This window comes from Streptomyces yongxingensis (assembly GCF_055597465.1).
On sequence record NZ_CM145717.1, the window covers coordinates 6,774,659 to 6,793,082 of the forward strand.

An 18,424-nucleotide genomic window follows, 5' to 3' on the forward strand; every position below is an offset into this window, starting at 1 on the left:
CGTTCAGTCGCGGTGCGCCGCCGAACGCAGGCGGATGCGGATGTTGCCGAAGTGGTCGCGGATCGCCTCTTCGGCCCGTAGGGCGTCCCCCGAACGCACCGCCTCCAGGATCTCCCGGTGCTGCTTGCAGGTGACCCGCGGATCGGTGGGCACGTCCACGAGGTCGGTGCGCACCCGGTGGAAGGCGTCCCAGAACGCCTCCAGCACCTCGCTCAGCAGCGTGTTGTCCAGACTCCCGTAGAGCGCGGCGTGAAACGCCCGGTCGGTCTCGGCCCGCACCGAGCCCTCCGCCGCCTCCGCCTCCATCCGCCGCACGACCGCGTCCAGCTCGGCGAGGTCCGCCTCCGGGATCCGCCCGGCCAGCCGCGCGATCAGCCCCGTCTCCACGGCCTCGCGCAGCTCGAGGAGTTGGAGCAGGCTGTCCTCGCCCCGGTAGTGCCCAGCGACGGTACGGAAGATCAGCCCCTCGATCATCGGCGCCATCGACATGGGGCCGACGTACGTCCCGAAGCCGTGCCGGATCTCCACGATCCCCATCGCCTGCAGCGCCTTGAGCGCCTCGCGTACGGAGTTGCGGCTGACGCCGAGGAGTTCCATCAGCTCGGTCTCGGTGGGCAGCGGGGCGCCCGAGGGGAGCCGCTGGTCGATGATCAGCCGCTTGATGCGTTCCTGTATGTGCGCCGCCACCGCCACCTCCGATCCGAACAGCTTAGCGGCGGCGGCGCGAGCAGGTCAGATGTGCGCGATGAAGGCGGTCCAGGCTTCGGGGGACACGGTGAGCGGGGTCCGCTGGGTGTCCTTGGAGTCGCGAATGTGGACGGCTTCGGGGCGTATCGCGACCTCGACGCACTCGCCGCCTCCGCCGCCGCTGTAGCTGCTCTTGAACCAGTCGAGTTCGGTGGTGGTGCTGCTGCTCATAGCGCTCCTCGCATCTGCTCCAGCAGGCTCGTGCTGTCCTGAGGGCTCAGAGCCTGTGAGCGCAGTTTGCCATAGCGCTGGTGCATGGCACTGACGGCTTTCGGATCGGTGATCAGGATGCTGCTGCCGTGCCCTTCGATGTAGCCGAGCCAACGGTGTTCCATCGTTTCGGCGAGGCGCATCGATCCATCGGCACCAGAGTGATCCTCCTGCCGGAGCGGCATGATCTGGATCTCTACGTTGCGGCGCTGCTGCTGCTCAAGGAGGTGGTCGAGCAGGGCCCTGGTGATCTCTGAGCCGCCGAAGTGCCTGTCCAGGAGCGCCTGTTCGATGATGAAGCAGAACGAGGTGCTCGGCAGGTCCGTGAACAGCTGCTGCCTCGCTAGGCGTGCAATCACCTGCTGCTCGCACTCCTCCGTAGGGGTATGCGGGATGTAGCGGTCGAAGACGGCGCGGATGTACGGCTCGGGTTGAAGTAACCCCGGCACCACCGCGCAGTCGTACGCGAGGAGTGAGACGGCTTCCTCCTCGATCCCCGCCCAGTGCAGGACCCACGACGCGAGTCCGACCCTCCGCGTCAGACTGCGGTACGCCGCGCCCAGAACCCGCGCGGCCGGGGCGCCCAGGACCTCCTCCGCGCGCGGGATGAGTTCCTTCGGCGGGAAGCGCCTGCCCTGTTCCATCTTCGCGACGTACGTCGCCGAGTACCGGACCCGTGGCGCGAACTGCTCCTGCGTCAGCCCTGCCTCATCGCGCAGCGCCTTCAGTACCGCGCCAAAGGTCTTGAGGCTTTCCGACGTTTCCGGTTCGCTGTCTTTTGTCATCCTCATATCGTCACGGGCGGTGACCGGCCCGGTCCAGTCGGTGAACTGGTACAAGCGAAACTGGGTGGGTGTCGTGCCTGGCAGTGGCCGCCGCGAGCCCGGGACGCTTCCGCCATGACCGCACCACAGGGCCAAGTCCCCGTCACCGTACGTACGTTCGCGCAGCGATTCTCCGCCACCCGGCGCGGCGCCCGGCTCGCCCGGTTGCTGGCCGCCCATCAGCTCGCCGCGTGGGGGTTCTCCCCGGGGACGGGCGGCTACGACGCCGCGATCGTGATCGTCGCCGAGCTGGCCGCCAACGCGGCGCTCCACGGGCGCGTACCGGGGCGGGACTTCGCGGTGCGGCTGGCGTACGACGAGCGGGGCGGCGTCCTGGAGATCGAGGTGAGCGACACCCACGAGAAGTGCCCCGTGCCGAAGGCGCCCACGTCGGACGACGAGGAGGGGCGGGGCCTGCTCCTGGTCGAGGCGCTGGCGGATCGCTGGGGCATCAGGGAGCGAAGGGGGCCGGGCAAGACCGTATGGGCGCGGATCACCGCCGTAGCCGCCACCGGCGCCCACCCGTGATCGACCGGCGCATCCGCCGCGCTCGACCCGGTCCGCACCACGGTGCGCCGGGGGCCGAACCCTGGCGTGCGTCCCTCCGGTACGGAAGATTCTGCTGCGCCATCAATTCGGTGTATTGCCGAATGAGTCGCACTGGAGGGGAACATGTCGCCTATTCGCATCTTTCTCGCATCGCTCGCCGTCGCCGGAGTGCTGGTCGGTATGGGGTCCGGCACCGCGACAGCCGCCGCCGTCAGCCGCTTCGACGACGGCAGCTTCGAGACGCCCACGGTGGGGGACAACACGTTCGTGAACCTGGGGACGGGCGCGTCCATCGGACCGTGGAAGGTCACGGCCGGAGACGTGGATCTGATCGGGGACGGCTTCTGGCAGGCGGCCGAGGGCGGCCAGTCCGTGGATCTCAATGGTCATGACGCCGGCACGGTGGCACAGACCTTCACCACCGTCCCCGGGAAGAAGTACTCGGTGACGTACTCGCTGGCCGGCAACCCGGCGGGAGGCCCGCCCGTGAGGACCGGGAAGGTGCTGATCGACGGGCAGAACTTCCAGGACTTCAGCTTCGACGTCACGGGCAAGACCATGGCGAACATGGGCTATGTCACCCGGGAGGTGACCTTCGTGGCCCGTGGCACCTCCACGACGCTGGCGTTCGCCAGCACCAGCACCGGCACCGGCGCCTACGGGCCGGTCATCGACGACGTAAGGGTCAGCGCCTGCACACCCTGTCCCTCCTGCGACTGATCGCGAAAGGGAGTCCCCGGCGCCCCACGCGCCGGGGCTCCCCAGTCCTCCGCGGAACTTCGGTCAGGCCGCCGCGCGCTGGCTGCGGGCCAAGGACGTCGCGGCCTTGCGGCGCCCCGGCGCGAGGACGTCGACGGGGGCGCCCGCGCCCCTGCCCGGCGTCTCGCGCCAGTGGTCCAGCCGGGCCACGACCTCGGTCAACCGCCGATCGCCGGGATGGACGGCCACGTAGAAGAGCGACTCGTCCGGCTTCCGGTCGTCCCCGCCCCAGCGGACCACGCCGTCGAGCTCGGCGAGGATGTCGCGGATCACGACCTCCTGCTGCGGGAAGAAGCCGCCCTTGACGCCCGTCGGGTAGTGGCCGGGGCGGATCCGGATCGCCGTACCGGATGCCTGGTTGCCCTCCGGCAGCCCCTTGTGGACCGTGCCGGGGCTGCGCCAGCCGATCACATCGCCCTTGCGGAGTTCGTCGATCTCGTAGTGGAAGCGGCGGATCACATGGACCAGCACGGTCTCCGGTGCGCCGATGCGGACGGTGACGCCCTCCAGCGGGGTGCCGGGCACCGGGCGGGACCAGATGGCTCCGCCGCCGTCGGCGACCTTCTCCATCTCCCAGCCGTTGGGGCTCGGTCTGCCGGTCAGCACCCGGGCCCGGTTCGCCCGGAAGCGGCGGTACGCGGTCCGGATCTCCTCGCCGGTGGGCGTCTTGGAGTGCGAGGACGCGGCGTACGCGGGCGTCGCCAGCAGCGCGGAACCGGGGAGGGAGGCCAGCGCGGCCGCGCCGAACAGCGCACCGGAGCGGGCGAGTACCTGCCTACGGGATGGGTCGAACACGCTCATTCATCGTCCCCTCGTGACGGTAGGGCTGGTGGACCGGTTCTGGTCGCGGGCCACGACGGATGCGGCGCCCGTGGCGATGGCCAGGACGAAGGCGATGGCCATGGCCGGGTTGACGTATCCGGGGACCGCGGCGTCGTAACTGCCGCCCTCGTCGATCCGGCAGGTGAAGCGCAGTGGGAAGTAGCTCGCCGAGTAGCGGTCGACCTGGGCCGCCTTCGCCTCCCCGCCCGCTTTGGCGCACGCCTCGCGCATGTTGTAGCTCTCCATGAACATCACGTGGAGCGCGCCCCAGATGTACAGGGCGACGGTCGCGCAGACGGACAGCAGGGCGATCCCCCCGAGCCATTCGTCCCGCGTCTTCCGGCGGCCGGTGCGCTTGGCGATGCCGGAGCCGACCATGCCGACCAGGGTGAAGATGACGATGACCCCGATCAGGCAGATGAACAGCAGCAGGATCGAGTCGATCCCGTTCGCCGAATCGGACGCATGGGATGAAGGCGCTTCGCTCATCGCATCATCCTGTTGTACTTCTCGAAGATGTAGTAGAGCGGCATGCGCTTCTTGGCGTCCGTGAAGGCGGGCTCCTTCGGGCCCTGGTAGCGCCGCAGCACCTCGTAGATCTCCGACTCCTTGTAGTCCAGCGAGGGCCGGCGGATCCCTATCTCCTTGTCGACGCTGCCGGGTTTGCCGTCGGCTCCCCAGATGTGGGCGTGGCCGACGGAGGTGAGGGCGAAGTCGTTGTCCGTGCGGAGCCTGTCCCACATCGCGAAGATGTCGGCGTCCTTGTCCGGGTCCTTCGGGGTGCCGGTCACCAGGCCGGTCCTGATGGAGTTGTTCCAGCAGAGCACGCCCACCAGTCCGAACATCTGGGCCACACCGGTGCTGCTGTCGCGCAACGACACCACCCCGGGCAGGTCCTTGGCCCAGTCCGGCACATAGTCGTTGTGGTAGAGCCACACCCCGGCGTCCTTGACCAGGTCCTCATTGCCGTAGTGCCGGAACTCCCAGAACGCCGTGGTCTGGATGAGCGCCTTCCGCATGCCGTAGGCCCGTGCCGTATTGGTCACGGCGACATCCCCGGCGATGATCGTTTCCAGGCACTGGGTGGTGGTGTAGATGCGGCCGTCGTCCTCGGGGAAGCCGATGGATTTCATGTACGTCTGGACGTCGGCGAGCAGCCCCGGGAAATAGGCCTGGTTGAAGAGGCTGTCCGGCATCGACGCCACCGGGGGGTTGAACGACCCCTGTCCGGTGTCCAGGCCGGAGGCGATGTTGTTGTCGATGTTGATGGAGCCGTCGCCGGAGCCGATGGTCTTGGTGACGATCTGGTCGAAGGCCCAGTTGGGCGGCAGTGGATAGCCGTAGTTCCCGGAGAAGCCGCTGGACATGTCGGAGACGAAACTCGCCGTGGCATGGCCCGCCTCGGAGACCCGGATGCACACGTTGCGCGGTCCGTAGACCCCGATCTTGTACCGGTTCCCGGCGATGGCCATGCCGTCCTCGATGCCCTTGAAGTGCGGCAGGACATTGTCGGTGACCTCGTAGTCGTACGCGTCGAAGTCCACGGCGAAGTAGATCCGGGTGCCGTCCTTGAAGCCGTGGTCGTCGGCCGCGTTCGCCGCCGCGATGGCCGCCGCGTTGCCCGCGGCGTAGTTGAAGCCCGAGGCGTCGCGGCCGAAGGTCTGGTAGATCGGGAAGCACCGGAGCCCGTTGTCGGCGATGGTCTCCAGCTCGCCGATCTGGATGGCCTTCTCTGGGAGGTCGTTGCTGAGGGGGTTGGTGAGATAGCGGCCGATGTACTTGAATCCGGCGGCCTTCAAGGTGGTGGCACGGGCCTGGGTGATCTTGGTGACGCCGTCGCACGCCTGACCCTTGCGGTCCTGGTCGCCGTAGGAGACCAGGAGCGACGCCCAGGTGGAGTAGTCGCCCTTTCCGGTGACCGGGAGCTTGGCGAAGTCCTGGAAGCCGTTCACCGCGGACTGCAGCGCCGATCCGAACGAGGCGCTGAACGGCACATTGGGCCGCTGGTTCAGGATCATCGCGGCGGAGAACAGCCGCACCCAGGTGCTGGTCTCGCCCGAGGCGACGGTGTGCTGCTTCAGCCCGGACTGGGTGCCGGGGCCGAAGTTCCCGTTGGCCACGCCGTCGGCCATGCCGAGCTCGTACTGCACCGCCAGCAGCATGGACTTGGCGACGGTCCGCGAGTGGTGTCCGTCGCACGGGATGATGAAGTAGTCCTGGCGCTTGACGTAGTTGGCGTTCAGGTGCTGCTGCACGGTGCGGATGTCGGTGCCGCCGTCACCGGTGACGATGTAGGCGTCCATGGTGAGCAGCCCCTTGAAGACCTTGGGGGAGAGGGTGCCCGCCTCGAAGACGCCCGCCACGCCCATGTCGGTCATCAGCTCGGTGAGCGAGTTCGCCACCGTGGAGCTGAACACCCCGTCGATCCCGCCGCCGTTGTACCCCTTGCAGTACAGCCCCGACTGAATGATCTTCGTGAACTTGGCCGAGGGCGTCGTACTGGCGTTGAGCTTGGGGTACTTCGACTGGAGCGTGCTCAGCGTGGTGGGGCCGAAGCTGTCCGAGAGACTGGTGATGCCCAGCTCGTACTGGAGCGCCCGGGTGAGCGCGTACATCACGGTCCAGCTCGTCTTCCCGTCTTCCTCGAGCGCCGGAATTCCCAGCTTCCCGCCGTACGTGTCGTTGATGAACTTCTGCGCCCGCACGACCAAGGCGTCGGCCATGACGTCTCCTTCAGTGCCGAGTGACGGGGGTCAGTTGCACGCGAAGACGTAGTCGGACTTGTAGTCGATGTAGAGGTTGCTGGAGGTCTTGCCCATCTTGGCGGTCACCGGGGCGCAGACGAAGGCGGAGACGTAGACCGGGCCCGCGTACTGGCTGAAGTTGCCCGAGTCGGTGTCGCAGCCGGTGCCGTCCATCTTGCAGACCTTGAGGTACATGTACTGCGAGGCGCCGTAGTTGTTGTCCAGGATCGCGCAGCCCTTGCCGCTGCTGTTGGTGTAGCTGAACAGCGTGGCCAGGCGCATGCTCGGGTCGGTGCCCTTGGGCAGCGGAATGGCTCTGTCCAGCGCGTAGCCGGTGCCGCACACGGTCGCGGCGGCCGCGGTGGGCCCGGGGTTGGCCTTGGCGAACGCCCTGGTCTCGGCCGATGCCCGCGGGGACACCGTCACGTCGGTCGCCGAGGGACGCTCGGCGGCGGAGGCCGGGGGCGCGGTCAGGGTGAGGACGGCGGCCGCGGCGGAGGCGAGGGCGGCACCGACGGTGGATCTGAGGATCGTGGACATGGACGTACCCCTCCCGTGAAGGCTGATGAGAGCGAAGAACGCGGGGGCCTCTCCCCAAGGCCCGACGCGGCAACAAGCGCTTTCCGCGCTGTGGTCGCACGGAACTTATGGGCTGGTCATGGCCCTGGACAAGGGGTCTGGACGGGGCGGGGAATGGAGCCGAACCCTCCGGTGGCGGGCCGTCACGGAGGAAGTATCGGGTGCGTCCCCCATGAGGGGATAAAGCGACTCATGGGCGACGAGCACGGTATACAGAGGGTTGATATGTGTCTCTGGTCACTATCTCCGGACTCGGAGGGCGGGTGTCATGGCGGCCAGGAAGGCCGCCATGCTCCGCCGAAAAGCGACCGGGGCTTCTCGGAGAACCGAGAAGCCCCAGGTCGGTGGCGTAAGCCAAGGTGCGCCGCCAGGGACTCGAACCCCGGACCCGCTGATTAAGAGTCAGCTGCTCTAACCAACTGAGCTAGCGGCGCCTGCTGACGTGGAAATCCTACCCGACCCGGGAGGCTGCTCAGGACGCCGCCGGGGTCCGCCCACCCGGCGTCCACCCACCGCGCTCACCCTGGTCCGTTGGTATGGACATGACTATTCGGCCTGGATACTCTCAACTTGGTCTAGACCGCCGTGCACGGCTCGTCGAAGCACTCCCCACGTCTTCAGGAGCGAAGCATGCGCAAGAAGATCAGCGCCGCCGTCATCGGCATCGGGCTCGCGGCGATCTCCGTCCTCGCGACCGGCGGCAGCGCCTCCAGCCACGGCTACACCGACTCGCCCATCAGCCGCCAGAAGCTGTGCGCCAACGGCACGGTGACGGGCTGCGGCGAGATCCAGTACGAGCCCCAGAGCGTCGAGGGTCCGAAGGGCTTCCCCTCGGGCGGTCCCGCGGACGGCACCATCTGCGCGGGCGGCAACAGCCGGTTCTCGCAGCTCGACGATCCGCGGGGCGGCAACTGGCCCGCGACCAAGCTGACCGCCGGCCGCAGCTACACCTTCAACTGGCGGTTCACGGCCTCCCACGCGACCACGGACTTCAAGTACTACATCACCAAGAACGGCTGGAACCCCAGCCAGAAGCTGACCCGTGCGAGCCTGGAGTCCCAGCCCTTCCTGACCGTTCCGTACAACGGTCAGCGCCCGCCGTCCACGCTCTCCCACTCGGGGACCATCCCGAGCGGTAAGACCGGCAGACACGTGATCCTCGCCGTGTGGACCGTCGCGGACACCTCGAACGCCTTCTACGCCTGCTCGGACGTCCAGTTCTGACGTCTTCTGACGTCGCTGGTGTGGTGCCGTCCAGGGGCGGCACCACACCGTCGTCATACGATCAGGCGTCGAACGCGCCCGCCTTCGCGCTCCGGACGAAGGCGGCGAGCACCGCCGGCACGGTGGTCAGGACGGTGCCGGGGTCGTCGCTCTCCCGCAGCCGGACGCGGCCGCCGGCGGCGGCGACCTCGACGCACTGTCCCTCGCCCACGGAGTGCGAGGACTTGCGCCAGTGGGGGTGGCGATGCGCGGTCGTTGCAGAGGTGTTCATATGTGGGGCCCTCTTTCTCCTACCAGACCAGCGATGAGGGCCTTCGTCGCATCCGTGGACAGCGCGCAGTCCACGATATGGCCGAAGGCGTCGGCGAAGACGTTGACGTCGTCGACTCCTTCGACGTATGTGGGGCCGCGCAGGTTCTCCTGGGTGACCACATCCGGCATCGGGCCCGGGAAGGCCACGAGTGTGAACGCTCCCGCGTCCCCGGGATTGGGCGCCGCGTCGATCGGCATCACCTGCAGGGTGACCGTGGGCCAGTCCGCCACGTCCAGCAGCCGCCGTAGCTGGGCGGCCATGATGCCGGGCCGGCCGGTGAACCGGCGGCGCAGCGCCGCCTCATGGATGACGGCCCACAGCCGCAGCGGGTGGCGGGAGCGGGTGAGAACGGCCTGGCGGGCCAGGCGTACCTCGGCGAGGGCGTCGACCTCGGAGGCGGTGCGGGCCACGGCGTTCGCCGCGATGGTCTCGCGGGCGTAGTCGGCCGTCTGGAGCAGACCGGGGACGACCAGCGGGGCGTAGTCGCGGACGCTCTCCGCGTCGCTCTCCAGCGAGATGTAGTCGGCGTAGGCGGGGCCCACGACGCCGCGATAGGTCTGCCACCAGCCGCGTTTGCCCGCGTCCTTGGCCAGTCCCTCCAAGGCGATACGGATGCCCGGGTCGGTGACGGCATAGGCCCTCAGCAGGGTTTCGACCTCGGTGGTGCGGATCGTGGCGTTGGCGTTCTCGATCCGGGAGAGCTTCGGCGCCGTCCAGCGGCGGGCGTCGGACGATCCGTTCGCGGCCGCATTGAGTGCGTCGGCCGCCGCGTCCAGTGTCATCCCCGCTTCGGTGCGCAGTTTCCGTAGCGTGGAGCCCAGGCGCCTGCGCCGAACGGTGGGCACTGGCTGGTAGGACATGTCGCCAGTCTGTCGTATTGCCAACTACGCCTACCAGCCGGGCATATGCCAGTCTTGTGCGAGTGGGTCGAAACATTGCGAGTGGGACGTTCCATAGGCCAGGATCGCTAGGGGACACGGCAGCGCGCCGTGCTGTGGAGGGGCCCCGGAGCATATGGCTGAGAACATCTCACAGCGATACGAACTGCGCCTCCGTGCCCATCCGCGGATACTCGCCGACGTACGCCGCGCCGTAGGGGCGCGACTGCGGCTGTGGGGGCGCGAGGAGCTCATCAGCGCGGCGGGGATGTGCGTCACCGAGTTGTTGTCCAATGTCCACAAGCACGCGGCCTCTCCCGAATGCGTCCTCACCCTGGAGAACCTTCCGTACGGGATCCGCGCGGCGGTCAGCGACACCGAGTCCGCAATGCCGGTGGTCAAGGAGCCGGACTTCCTCTCCGAGAGCGGCCGGGGGATGTTCCTGCTGAGCAAGACCGCCCATGAGTGGGGCACGGATCTCACGCCGATGGGCAAGACGGTCTGGTTCACCCTCCGCGCGGAAGCGCTGGAACCGTGACCGGCGGCGCCGGTAGCGTGGGGCCCCGACCGAGGGCAGGGGGTGGGCCATGGACCCGGTGACGGTGGGTGCGCTGGTCGCGGCGGTGAACGCGGCGGCGTCGGGCGCCGGCGGCGAGGCCGGGCGGCGGGCCCTGGACTCCTTCGGCACGCTGGTCCGCAGGGTCCTGCGGCGGGGCGAGGGCGAACCGGCCGGTGAGCCGGAGCCGGGTCCGGACCCGGTGGCGATTCCGTACGACGACCGCGCCCGGCTGCGCCAGTTGGCCGATCTGCTGGTCGAACGTGCCCGGCAGGACCCGGAGTTCGGCCGTGACCTGGCGGCCTGGATGCGTGAGCACGGCGAGGCGGCCGGGGAGCCGGGTGCCGTGCACAACTCCATCACGGGCGATGCCCGTATCACCGGCCCGGTCATCCAGGGTCGGGACTTCCACGGGCCGATCAGCTTCGGCTGATGCCGATCGGCCGTGGCTGAGACCGGCGGCCACCCCCGGATGAGGGGAGGGGACGTCCGGTGTCGAGTTGGCAGTAACCGGACACCGGCCCCACTCCGCGTCGCCGAGCGGCGTCGATTCGCTGCGCTCCGTAGTCTCCCTGGTCCGGAAGGTGCACTCGCCGGTAACTTGTGGACACGCGCCCCCGGCGCACCGGTGGCGCGACAGCACGACGCGCGCCGTCGCACGACGCTTTGACAACTCTTTACCTCACGCCCCGCGTTGACGCGGTCGCTGTGTGCGAATTAGTGTCGTCATGGATTTCGCACAATGCTGCCCGCGCATTTCGGGGCGGCGAAATTGACGAGAATCAGGCCGGTATTCGCATAACCAGGTCACTGTCGCCCGGCAGGGGAAGTCATGGTTGGTCTTGTGAGGGTGTCCGAGCCTTCTCCCATGAGCACGGAGAGCACGGAGACTCCCTCGTCAGGCGCCATCGACTATGTCGAGCACGCGCTGCTGGCCGCCCGTGACCTGATCGAGTCCACGGTCACCCGGCACCGAAGGGAGCTGGCCCAGGACTCCTGGGCGGGGACGGCTCTGGGGAAGGTGCCGCTCGCCGAGGTCGTCGACACCCTGGTCGACTGCGCCGAGCGGACCGTCAGCGTGGTGCTGTCGGGGAACGAGGAGCAGACGCGGGCCGTCTGCGCCGCGCTCGCCCGCCCGGCCAGGGGAGCCCGGCGCACCGTCGCCGTACGGCTGTTGTGCGAGGAGCCGGTGCTGGCCTCGGGGGCGGTGCGGGCGCTGGCGCGCACCGATCCGCGCTGCGAGATCCGGATCTGCGACGGCGGGCTTCCGGCGTTACCCGAGGCGCTGCTCATCGACGGCGAGGTGGTCTACCTCAGGAGGGGGCCGTCGGAGCCGGGGCGGGGGCCGGGGCAGGCGTCGCTCGTCGAGGACCCCGCCACGGTGCGGGCCCTGGAGATGATGTTCGCCGGGACCTGGGGGAACGCCGTGGCGCTCGCGGACTATCCGCGGCTGGGCGGGCGGTTGTGCCCGGACTCCGTACGGCGGATCCTGGAGTGTCTGCGCACCGGCCACACCGATGAGGTGGCGGCGCGCCAGATGCAGGTCTCCTTGCGCACCTACCGCCGGTACGTGGCGGAGATCATGCGCGAACTGGGGGCCAGCTCCCGCTTCCAGGCGGGGGTGCGGGCGGTGGAAATGGGGCTGCTGCCCAGCCGTCACTGACGGCGCTCGAGACCTTGACCACGTCACGAGGCGGAAAGTGCGGGAATGTCGACATGATGGAGCGCGGACGCGATCCTGGACCGGAGGCCGCGCTCGCGGGGAGCACCCTGGAGGGGACGCTACGGGAGGTCCGGGACCTCATTGAGTCCACGGTGATCCAGCACCGCGCCCGGCGGACCCGGGACGCGCGGTTCACCGAGGTGGGGGTGGAGGACGCCGCGTTCCTCGCCGCCGCCGAGGAGGTGATCGGCCAGGCGGGGCGGAGCGTGGACGCCGTCTTCCCCGAGTGCTCGGCCCGGATGGCGCCGGCGCAGGCCGCGCTCGGCGCGCTGCTCACGGACCTCGGCGAGCCGGTCGGGGTGCGGGTGCTGCGCGGCAGATCCGTCCCTGGCCCCGGATCCACGGGGCCCGCTTCCGGGGCCACGGCGTCCGCCGGACCCACCTCCGGGCCAGGGCCGGCCGCCGGGGCGGCACCGTCCGGGCCCGTGCCGCGGCCCATCCCCGGGCCCGCGCCGCCCGCCGAGGCGCCCGGTGACGTCCGGGCCGCGCGCCCCGCGCAGGTGCGGATCGCGTCGGTGCCGCTGCCCACGGCGGTGATCGCCGACGGCCGGACCGCCCTGGTGTGCACCGAGGCCGAGGAGGGACGGCAGACCTCGGTCATCGAGGACCCGGTGGTGGTGGCCACCCTGTACGGCATGTTCCGCTCCATCTGGGGCGGTGCCGTGCCCGCCGCCCGCCCGCTGGACTTCGGCAACCGCGCCCGCACCGAAATGGTCCGCCGGGTGCTGGCCCGGCTGCGCGACGGGGTCACCGACGAGGCGGCCGCCCGCGACCTGGCGATCTCGGTGCGTACGTACCGCCGCTATGTCACCGGGATCCTGGAGCTGCTGGAGGCCAACTCCCGTTTCCAGGCGGGGGTGCGCGCCACTGAGCTCGGCATCCTTGGAAATACGTCCACATGATAATTTCGTTTTCCCCGTCGACATTGTGATCCGGAGCGTGCTGGCGATAGGTTGCCTGGGGCGTGCCGAGATCTGGCAACAGCCGGTAATGCAAGGGGATTTGGGGATGACCGAAGGGCACGGAAGGGGCGCGACCGCCACGGCGGGCGCGGACGGCGAGTCGGCCACGGACGAGTCGCATTCACCCCGACCGGGACATGCGCGAAAGACCGGCGACGGCGGCGGAAATGGTGAGAAATCGCGGTCCGGGGCCGGCCGGAAAATGACCCGAGCGGCATCCGGAGCGGCTCTCGCCGGTCGGCGCGGAACGCTGCTCCGGGGTGTGCTGCCGCCGCTGGTATTCGGGCTGTTGCTGCTTGTCGTCTGGGACGTCGTGACCCGGACCGGCGCCGTTGCGGAGTTCTATCTTCCGGCTCCGCTGGACCTCGCGCGGCAATTCCTCGATGACGTGTTCCACGGTGATCTCGTCGACTACACCAAGGAGACGGTGTGGGAGGCGCTGGCGGGCAGCGGTATCGGCATCGGAGTGGCGCTGCCGCTCGGCTATCTGATCGCCCGCAGCGAGATCGCCGCGGCGGCCCTCCAGCCGTATGTGGCCGCCTCGCAGGCCATGCCCGCGGTGGCGCTGGCCCCCCTGCTGGCCCTGTGGATCGGATACGGGCTGCTGCCCATCGCGGTCCTCTGCGCGCTGCTGGTCTTCTTCCCCATCCTCGTCAACACCGTGCTGGGGCTGCGTTCGCTGGACCCCGATGTGATGGGGGCCGCACGGGTGGACGGGGTGGGGTGGTGGGGGATGCTCTGGTACATCGAGTTTCCGCTCGCCCTGCCCAGCGTCCTCGCAGGGGTGCGCAACGGTCTCACGCTCTCCATCACCGGCGCGGTCGTCGGCGAATTCGTGATGGGCGGCGACGGACTGGGGCAGCTGCTGTCGGTGCAGCGCCAGGAGGCCGACACCATCGGACTGTTCTCGACGCTCGTCATGCTCGGCCTTCTCGCCGCCGTCTCGTACGGAGTGGTCCGCCTGGTCGAGCGGCTCGTTCAGCGCGACTGACAACTTTCACCCAAGAGGAGAAGTACGTGCGTTTCGTGCAGACGTCCATGCGGCGTGCTCACAGACATCGGGTCACGGGCGCGGCCGCCCTCGCCTCGGTGGTGGCACTGGCCACTTTGACCTCATGCGCCGAGGAGCCGAAGAACGCGGGGGCCAAGGGCGGCGCAAGCATCACGGTGGGGCTGACCTACACCCCCAACATCCAGTTCTCGCCGTTCTACGTGGCCGCCGAAAAGGGCTACTACAAGGACGCCGGACTCAATGTGACGCTGCGCCACCACGGCGCGGCCGAAGATCTTTTCGGGGCCCTCTCATCGGGCAAGGAAGATGTGATCTACGCGGGCGGCGACGAGATGCTTCAGGCGCGCGCCAAGAATGTGCCCGTCGTGGACATCGCCACCTTTTACCAGAAGTACCCGGTGGGGCTGATCGTGCCCAAGGATTCCGACATCCGGACCCCCGCCGACCTCAAGGGCCGGAAGATCGGCACCCCCGGTGCGTTCGGCGAGACCTATTTCGGTTTGCTGGCGCTCCTGAAGGAGGGCGGCCTTTCTACCAAGGACGCCAAGGTACAGAACATCGGCTTCACCCAGCAGGCGGCCCTCACCGGAAACAAGGTCGAGGGGGTGATGGGCTATCTGAACAATGACGCCGTCTCGTTCAAGGAAGCGGGCAAGGACGTCCGGTCCATTACCCTCAACTCGGGCTCGGCGGGGGACCAACTGGTCGGCGTGGGTCTCGGCGCCAAGAAGAAGACGCTCGACAAGCGCGGCGATGACATCAAGAAGTTCGTCGACGCCTCTTTGCGCGGATTGCGCTATGCGATCGACCACCAGGACGAGGCCATCAAGCTCAGCGAGAAGTACGTCCCCGGACTGCGCGGCGAGAAGCAGCGGAACAACGCCCGCGCGGTGCTCAAGGCCACGGCGCCGCTGATGAAGAACGACCAGGGCGAGCTGGGCGCGATCGATCCGCAGACCTGGACCCGGATGGCCGACTTCATGTATGACCAGGGGCTCCTGGAGAAGAGCGTCACTCCTGAGGATGCCTACGACACGTCGTATCTGCCCAAGTCGTAGCCGGGACCGGCGGGTGGTCAGGTGCTGCCCGCCGTCCGGCTGTGCAGCGCGGCGGCCACCGTGAACGCGGCCGCCGCGCCCAGGGCGAGGGCCAGCCAGCTACCCGTGGCCGAGGCGTTGGCCACGACGAACAGCCCGATCGGTGGGCCGGAGGCGGTGCCCAGGTTCCAGGCCAGCGACGCCAGGGCGCTCGCCCGGCCCACCGCCTCCTCGCCCGACCAGCGCAGCAGCAGTGGATAGAAGGCGGAGGAGTACATCAGCTCGCCCGCAGCGAAGATCACCGCGAAGGCCAGCAGCAGTCCGTACCGCACGGCGGCCGGGGCCGCCTCCCCGGCCAGCGCCGCGCCCAGACCGCAGCCGAACGCCCCGGTCCACAGCACCGGACCGGCGGCCAGGCTCACGGTCTCCGGCAGCCGTTCCAGTCGGCGGCGCAGCAGCGGCTGCAGGGCGATCAGGGCGAAGGAGTTGGCCGCCACCACCGCGCTGACCCAGCCCAGCGTGACCGCCATGCGGTCGTGCATCAGCAGCGGTACGGTCGCCTCGATCTGCGTGAAGCCGACGATCGCGAAGAGCGCCTGGGCCAGGATCAGCAGCGCCATCGGGCGGGCCCGCAGCAGCGTGCGATAGGTGGGCCCGTCCCCGGACGGCTCAGGTGGCGTCAGATCCCCTCCCCGCCCCTTCCCGGCAGCATCGTTTTGCGGCTCCGCCGCGTGGGGGGCTCCGCCCCTGGACCCCGGGGTATGGGGCGGAGCCCCAGTTTCGGGAAGGGGCGGGGAGGGGGACAGATCCGTCCGGCCCCCCATAGTGGCCTCGGGCCGTTCCTCCGGCTCGGGCCGGGCCCCCGGCTCGGGCCGGGTCCGGGGCCGTACGCCCAGGATCACCGCGATCAGCGGCAGCGCCGCCAGCCCGTTGGCCAGGTACAGCCAGCGCAGCGCCCCCACCGGGGTGGCCGCGCCGTGCAGCGCGAGTCCGGCCGCGACCGAACCCAGCCCGATCCCGGCGTTGTTGACGATGTGCCGGATGGCGAAGGCCGAGCGGCGGCCGCTCTCGGGGACGGCGGTGTCCACGATGCCCACGATCGAGGCGTAGAAGAGCCCGAAGCCCGCGCCGACGCACACCCCCGAGGCCAGCACCAGCGCCACCGAACCGGCCGGTGCCAGCAGGGCGTACCCGACCGCGAGCGCCGCGCCGCCCAGCGCGCCCACCCGGTGCGGGCTGCCCCGGTCGGCCAGCGGTCCGCCGGCCAGGGCGGCGGCGAAGCTGGCCGCGGCCATCGCGATGAAGTAGCCGCCCGCCGCCCGGCCGCCGAGCCCCAGCAACTGGCTGATGTAGATCGAGGTGAACGGGAAGCACAGCCCGTTGCCCAGGCTGGAGAGCAGCAGCGCGCCCATGAGCAGGCCGAAGCGGCGCCCCAGGGGCGTACGGGGCGCCGTGGCGCGTACGGCCGTCACGAGGTGAGCGCGGCCCGCACCTTGAGCAGCTCCTCGACCCTGCGCAGGTCGTACGGGGCCGGGAGGGAGAGCACCACATGGACCGCCCCGGCCTCGGCGAACCCCTCGACCAGCGGTAGCTGGTCCGGGTTGACCATCACCGTACGGGCCACCGCGCCCGGGTCCCGGCCGACCCGTTCGCACCACTCGTCCAGCACGCCGGTGAGCTCGCGGAACTCGGCGACCGGGTCCTCGGAGGCCCAGCCGTACCAGTTCCACCAGTCGGCCTCCCGGGCCACCAGCTCCAGGGTGCGCCGCCGCCCGGCGCCGCCGATCAGCAGCGGGAGCGGGCCCGCCGGGCCGGGGTTGAGCTTGGCCAGCCGCTCCTTGACGGCGGTGACGGAGGCGGCGAAGGCGTCCATGCGCCCGGCCGGTCCGGGGAAGGGCAGCCCGTACTCGGCGTGCTCGGCCTCGAACCAGCCCGCGCCAAGACCCAGCACCAGCCGCCCGCCGCTGAGCTGGTCGACGGTGCGGGCCATGTCCGCCAGCAGATGCGGATTGCGGAACGCGGTGCAGCTCACCAGCGGCCCGATGGTGGCCCGCCGGGTCTCGACCGCCATCGCGGACAGCAGCGACCAGCACTCGTAGTGGCGTCCGGCGGGGTCGCCGGTGTGCGGCAGGAAGTGGTCCCAGGTCCACAGCGAGTCGACCCCGATGGCGTCGGCCTCCCGCCACGCGGTGCGCAGCTCGGCGATTCCGGTGTGCTGGGGGTGGAGTTGGACGCCTACGCGCAGGGACACGGAGGGGAATCCTTTCTCTTGGCGGTGCGGCTCTTGGCGGTGCGACTCTCTTGGCGGTGCGACTCTCTTGGCGGTGCGACTCTTGGCGGGTCGGCATTCCTCGCGGTGCGACTCTTGGCGGTTCGGCTCTCTTGGCGGTGCGCCCGGGGAGCGCCCGCGGCGGACGGGGGGCCGCGGGCGGCTACGGCGTGACGACCACGCGGTAGACGGGCGTCTCCGCGGCCTGCTTGAGCGCCTTCTCGACCTCGTCCAGCGAGTAGCGCGCCGTGACCAGCGTCTCCAGCCGCCCGGACAGCCGTCCGCCGCGCAGCAGTTCGGCGGCGGCGCGCCAGTCGTCCGGCTCATGGCTGAAGGAGCCGGTGACGGTGAGCTGGCGGCGGTGCACCTCATAGCCGGGGAGCTCGGCGGGCGGGCCGCCGGGGCCGCCGCCGTAGAGGACGATGGTGCCGCCGTCGGCGACCGCGGCGAGCGCCGAGGCGATGGCCTCCTTGGACGCGATGGTCACGAAGACCACGTCAGCGGGCGATAGTTGGCCGACCTCGTCGGGCGTGACGGCCGCGTCGGCGCCCGCCGCCGCGATGGCGGCCAGCCGCTGCTCGTCCCGTTCGACCACCGCGACGCCGCGGGCCTGGAGATGCGCGGCGACGGCGAGGTGGAGATGGCCCATGTAGCCGGCGCCGATGACGGTGACCCGGTCCCCGGCGCGGAAGCCGCCGCGGCGCAGCGAGTGGACCACACAGGCCAGCGGCTCGCCCATGGCGGCTACGGCGGGGTCGGTGTCGCCGACCGACCACACCCGCGAGGCGGGCAGGGCGATGTACTCGGCGAGTCCCGCGCCCATGGTGATCGCGCCGTCCTCCCGCTTGTGCCCCTGGAGCGCGACACAGATGGCGGTCTGGCCGCGCCGGCAGCTACGGCAGGCGCCGCAGCGCGGCAGCCCGTCGAGGGTGACGAGGGAGCCGACGGCGGGCATGTCCTCCAGCGTGGCGGCCTTGGCGCCGATCCGTTCGACCCAGCCGGATATCTCATGTCCGGCGGCGGCGGGGTAGACCGTCATCCGCCCCGCGTAGAGATTGGCCTCCATGGTGCAGATGCCGCAGGCCGCGATGCGTACCAGCACCTCGGAGTCACCGATGTCGGGGACAGGTATCTCTCTGGTCTCCACCTGGCCTGCCGCCGTGATGACAGCTGTACGCATGTGAACTGCCTTCCGGATTAAGGACGTTGTGCCGGG

General features: G+C 69.8%; 21 protein-coding genes and 1 tRNA gene. 9 read left to right on the plus strand and 13 right to left on the minus strand.

Annotated elements, in window-relative coordinates:
• Positions 1–3: 3 nt before the first annotated feature.
• Genes ACZ6TD_RS29285 through ACZ6TD_RS29295 form a run of 3 tightly spaced genes read right to left on the minus strand, consistent with a single transcriptional unit; the run spans position 4 to position 1,748 of the window.
• Positions 4–687, minus strand: coding sequence for a FadR/GntR family transcriptional regulator (locus tag ACZ6TD_RS29285; protein ID WP_471342982.1), 684 nt, complete (start codon positions 685–687; stop codon positions 4–6).
• A gap of 45 nt (positions 688–732) precedes the next feature.
• Entirely contained in the window at positions 733–918 is a 186-nt protein-coding gene (locus ACZ6TD_RS29290) for a DUF397 domain-containing protein (RefSeq protein ID WP_471342985.1), read from the minus strand.
• Positions 915–1,748: a helix-turn-helix domain-containing protein gene (locus ACZ6TD_RS29295; RefSeq protein ID WP_471358141.1), complete on the minus strand. Its 834-nt coding sequence runs from the start codon at positions 1,746–1,748 to the stop codon at positions 915–917. The genes ACZ6TD_RS29290 and ACZ6TD_RS29295 overlap by 4 nt, the downstream gene beginning before the upstream one ends.
• 108 nt (positions 1,749–1,856) lie before the next feature.
• Here ACZ6TD_RS29295 and ACZ6TD_RS29300 point away from each other — a divergent pair, with 108 nt between their 5' ends.
• Together ACZ6TD_RS29300 and ACZ6TD_RS29305 are read left to right on the plus strand one after the other, a co-directional pair.
• The gene (locus ACZ6TD_RS29300) at positions 1,857–2,309 is read left to right on the plus strand and encodes an ATP-binding protein (protein ID WP_471342987.1); all 453 of its coding nucleotides are present in this window, start codon (positions 1,857–1,859) and stop codon (positions 2,307–2,309) included.
• 144 nt (positions 2,310–2,453) lie between these two features.
• Positions 2,454–3,050: a choice-of-anchor C family protein gene (locus ACZ6TD_RS29305; RefSeq protein WP_471342990.1), complete on the plus strand. Its 597-nt coding sequence runs from the start codon at positions 2,454–2,456 to the stop codon at positions 3,048–3,050.
• A 63-nt stretch (positions 3,051–3,113) separates the two neighbouring features.
• Here the strand turns inward: ACZ6TD_RS29305 and ACZ6TD_RS29310 are convergent, their stop codons facing one another.
• The 5 genes from ACZ6TD_RS29310 to ACZ6TD_RS29330 all read right to left on the minus strand — a co-directional run bounded on the left by ACZ6TD_RS29310 (position 3,114) and on the right by ACZ6TD_RS29330 (position 7,668).
• On the minus strand, positions 3,114–3,890 hold the full coding sequence (locus tag ACZ6TD_RS29310; protein ID WP_471342991.1) for a hypothetical protein: 777 nt from the start codon (positions 3,888–3,890) through the stop codon (positions 3,114–3,116).
• A complete protein-coding gene (locus ACZ6TD_RS29315; protein WP_471342993.1) occupies positions 3,891–4,400 on the minus strand; it encodes a hypothetical protein in 510 nt (169 codons plus the stop codon).
• The gene (locus ACZ6TD_RS29320; protein ID WP_471342995.1) at positions 4,397–6,634 is read right to left on the minus strand and encodes a glycoside hydrolase domain-containing protein; all 2,238 of its coding nucleotides are present in this window, start codon (positions 6,632–6,634) and stop codon (positions 4,397–4,399) included. Before ACZ6TD_RS29320 ends, ACZ6TD_RS29315 begins: the two co-directional genes overlap by 4 nt.
• A 30-nt stretch (positions 6,635–6,664) precedes the next feature.
• The gene (locus ACZ6TD_RS29325) at positions 6,665–7,195 is read right to left on the minus strand and encodes a hypothetical protein (protein ID WP_471342996.1); all 531 of its coding nucleotides are present in this window, start codon (positions 7,193–7,195) and stop codon (positions 6,665–6,667) included.
• 399 nt (positions 7,196–7,594) lie between these two features.
• Positions 7,595–7,668: transfer RNA gene (locus tag ACZ6TD_RS29330), tRNA-Lys, on the minus strand.
• Positions 7,669–7,864: 196 nt separating this feature from the next.
• Here ACZ6TD_RS29330 and ACZ6TD_RS29335 point away from each other — a divergent pair.
• On the plus strand, positions 7,865–8,458 hold the full coding sequence (locus tag ACZ6TD_RS29335; RefSeq protein ID WP_471342998.1) for a lytic polysaccharide monooxygenase auxiliary activity family 9 protein: 594 nt from the start codon (positions 7,865–7,867) through the stop codon (positions 8,456–8,458).
• 61 nt (positions 8,459–8,519) lie between these two features.
• Here ACZ6TD_RS29335 and ACZ6TD_RS29340 read toward each other — a convergent pair whose 3' ends face one another.
• Positions 8,520–8,729: a DUF397 domain-containing protein gene (locus ACZ6TD_RS29340; RefSeq protein ID WP_471342999.1), complete on the minus strand. Its 210-nt coding sequence runs from the start codon at positions 8,727–8,729 to the stop codon at positions 8,520–8,522.
• Positions 8,726–9,631 carry a DUF5753 domain-containing protein gene (locus ACZ6TD_RS29345; protein ID WP_471343002.1) on the minus strand — a complete coding sequence of 302 codons (906 nt, stop codon included), beginning with the start codon at positions 9,629–9,631 and terminating at the stop codon, positions 8,726–8,728. Before ACZ6TD_RS29345 ends, ACZ6TD_RS29340 begins: the two co-directional genes overlap by 4 nt.
• Before the next feature lie 154 nt (positions 9,632–9,785).
• Here ACZ6TD_RS29345 and ACZ6TD_RS29350 point away from each other — a divergent pair, with 154 nt between their 5' ends.
• The 6 genes from ACZ6TD_RS29350 to ACZ6TD_RS29375 all read left to right on the plus strand — a co-directional run bounded on the left by ACZ6TD_RS29350 (position 9,786) and on the right by ACZ6TD_RS29375 (position 14,960).
• Positions 9,786–10,187 carry an ATP-binding protein gene (locus ACZ6TD_RS29350; protein WP_471343003.1) on the plus strand — a complete coding sequence of 134 codons (402 nt, stop codon included), beginning with the start codon at positions 9,786–9,788 and terminating at the stop codon, positions 10,185–10,187.
• Between the two features lie 49 nt (positions 10,188–10,236).
• On the plus strand, positions 10,237–10,638 hold the full coding sequence (locus tag ACZ6TD_RS29355) for a hypothetical protein (protein WP_471343005.1): 402 nt from the start codon (positions 10,237–10,239) through the stop codon (positions 10,636–10,638).
• A gap of 435 nt (positions 10,639–11,073) precedes the next feature.
• Positions 11,074–11,868: a helix-turn-helix transcriptional regulator gene (locus ACZ6TD_RS29360; RefSeq protein ID WP_471343007.1), complete on the plus strand. Its 795-nt coding sequence runs from the start codon at positions 11,074–11,076 to the stop codon at positions 11,866–11,868.
• 53 nt (positions 11,869–11,921) lie between these two features.
• Positions 11,922–12,830, plus strand: coding sequence for a helix-turn-helix transcriptional regulator (locus ACZ6TD_RS29365; RefSeq protein WP_471343009.1), 909 nt, complete (start codon positions 11,922–11,924; stop codon positions 12,828–12,830).
• Positions 12,831–13,317: 487 nt separating this feature from the next.
• Positions 13,318–13,881, plus strand: a complete 564-nt coding sequence (locus ACZ6TD_RS29370) for an ABC transporter permease (protein ID WP_256654975.1) — start codon at positions 13,318–13,320, stop codon at positions 13,879–13,881.
• Between the two features lie 26 nt (positions 13,882–13,907).
• The gene (locus ACZ6TD_RS29375) at positions 13,908–14,960 is read left to right on the plus strand and encodes an ABC transporter substrate-binding protein (protein ID WP_471343011.1); all 1,053 of its coding nucleotides are present in this window, start codon (positions 13,908–13,910) and stop codon (positions 14,958–14,960) included.
• 17 nt (positions 14,961–14,977) lie between these two features.
• Here ACZ6TD_RS29375 and ACZ6TD_RS29380 read toward each other — a convergent pair whose 3' ends face one another.
• The 3 genes from ACZ6TD_RS29380 to ACZ6TD_RS29390 form a co-directional block, all read right to left on the minus strand.
• On the minus strand, positions 14,978–16,411 hold the full coding sequence (locus ACZ6TD_RS29380; RefSeq protein WP_471343013.1) for an MFS transporter: 1,434 nt from the start codon (positions 16,409–16,411) through the stop codon (positions 14,978–14,980).
• Positions 16,408–17,190 carry an LLM class F420-dependent oxidoreductase gene (locus ACZ6TD_RS29385; protein ID WP_471343015.1) on the minus strand — a complete coding sequence of 261 codons (783 nt, stop codon included), beginning with the start codon at positions 17,188–17,190 and terminating at the stop codon, positions 16,408–16,410. Before ACZ6TD_RS29385 ends, ACZ6TD_RS29380 begins: the two co-directional genes overlap by 4 nt.
• A 181-nt stretch (positions 17,191–17,371) precedes the next feature.
• The gene (locus ACZ6TD_RS29390) at positions 17,372–18,388 is read right to left on the minus strand and encodes a zinc-dependent alcohol dehydrogenase (RefSeq protein WP_471343017.1); all 1,017 of its coding nucleotides are present in this window, start codon (positions 18,386–18,388) and stop codon (positions 17,372–17,374) included.
• Between the last annotated feature and the right edge of the window lie 36 nt (positions 18,389–18,424).